1 protein-coding gene is annotated in these 669 nt (G+C 71.0%); it reads left to right on the top strand.

Annotated elements, in window-relative coordinates; all coding sequences use genetic code 11:
• A partial coding sequence (locus tag ACFFNX_RS51895) for a peroxiredoxin family protein (protein WP_378213884.1) occupies window positions 1-464 on the top strand: 464 nt, incomplete at its 5' end.
• Window positions 465-669 lie beyond the last annotated feature (205 nt).

Genomic DNA, 669 nt, shown 5'->3' with positions numbered 1-669 from the left:
GCGCCGCCCAGGTCGTGCCGGCGGTGGTCCTCCTCGGCCTCGTCGGCGCGGTGACCCTGCCGGGCCCGCGCGCGCCGGACACCGGCGGGCCCCGGTCCGGCACGCACTTCGCCCTCGCGGTGCCGGTGGAGACGGCGACCGCCGGCATCCCCACCCTGTTCGCGCTGGTGTCACCGGCGTGCGGGTTGTGCACGGCCATGCTCCCGGCGTTCGCCGCGGCACGCGAGAGGATACGGGTCGTCCTCGTGAGCGCGGACGAGGAACCCGCGGTGCGCGCCTACCTGGAGGACCACGGCGTCGACCTGCCGGTGCTGATCGCCCCGGACGTCTATGACGACAACGGCATCCCCTGGCCGCCGTACGCCGTCGTCACCGACGGAGCCGGCACCGTCCTCGCGGCGGACGGCGCGGACTCACCCGGCCGACTCGACGCCCTCCTGACCGGCGCCGCCCCAGCAGCCTGAGGCCCCGTGTGCGGCGTCGCCTTGGAGTCGCGGGCGGACGTCCCGGGTCGAGGGCCGCACGACATTCGTGAACAGACACATAGATCCTTCACCAGTGACGTGTCAACTCAGACATGTACACTATGAAATATGAGTCTGCGACATGCGATGCTGGGGCTGATCGCCGAGATGGACGGTGCCAGCGGTTATGACCTGTTGAAGGTGT

Source organism: Actinoallomurus acaciae (genome assembly GCF_042429965.1).
In the GTDB taxonomy this organism is placed as follows: Bacteria; Actinomycetota; Actinomycetes; order Streptosporangiales; family Streptosporangiaceae; genus Actinoallomurus; species Actinoallomurus acaciae.
The sequence above is the reverse complement of the archived record's forward strand: the minus strand, read 5'-3'. Positions and strand labels throughout refer to the sequence as shown.